Here is a 754-nt window from a genome sequence, read left to right as displayed (position 1 = left end):
CAACCCGTTACGACAGATGCCCAAAGGTCTTCCTGTCAGCCATAGCTCTCGCAGCTCTTGTCATCTACTGGCTTTGATAGACAATGAGTCCTGACCCTAGGGCCTCGGGACGATCCTGGCGTGGAGTTCCCCCGGTTTGATGGACGGTCATGGGCTTGCAGATCCCATCTCTCGGCGGCGGCGCTTTCGTAGTTGATGGGTGACATACACCGCAAAGAAATTGTTGTAAGGTATGGTGATTTGTTTTGTCGGGAGTGCCTTTGAGGAGCCTGAGCCAACACGACTTGCAGTCATATTGAAAATTGCGACGGGCAAACTGTCATTTAGTTGTCATTCCCAATTGCCTTGCAGCGCTGCGGAATTGCTTGATGCTATCCTTGTTGAAAAAAACCGGGGTCTTTCCATGTTTGATCTTCAAATTCTCTCCAAGCCCCTTTTTCTCTTTCGCCAACTGGTTCGAAAACTCTGGGTGCGCACGTCTCTGATTGCAGCCTTGGCGCTGGTCAGTGCTTTGTCCGGGCCGGTTTTCGGGAGCTTTTTGCCCGCTGGCCTTGTCGAACGTCTGACCTCGGACACTGTCGTGCGCATTTTGGAGATCCTGGCCTCATCCATGCTGGCGGTAACGACGTTCTCGCTATCCATCATGGTGGCAGCCCAAAAATGGACGTCAAACCAGTCTTCACCTCGTGCCCAGCAACTGATCGAAGAAGATACGGTGACCCAGAACGCGCTCGCAGCCTTTCTGGGAGCGTTC

At 53.1% G+C, this 754-nt stretch carries 1 protein-coding gene; it reads left to right on the top strand.

Going from position 1 to position 754, the window contains the following annotated elements:
- Window positions 1–403: 403 nt before the first annotated feature.
- Window positions 404–754, top strand: a 351-nt coding sequence (locus AVO45_RS19445) for a DUF2254 family protein (RefSeq protein ID WP_157770155.1), incomplete at its 3' end; no start/stop codon positions are given.

This window comes from Ruegeria marisrubri (genome assembly GCF_001507595.1).
In the GTDB taxonomy this organism is placed as follows: Bacteria; Pseudomonadota; Alphaproteobacteria; order Rhodobacterales; family Rhodobacteraceae; genus Ruegeria; species Ruegeria marisrubri.
The sequence above is the reverse complement of the archived record's forward strand: the minus strand, read 5'-3'. Positions and strand labels throughout refer to the sequence as shown.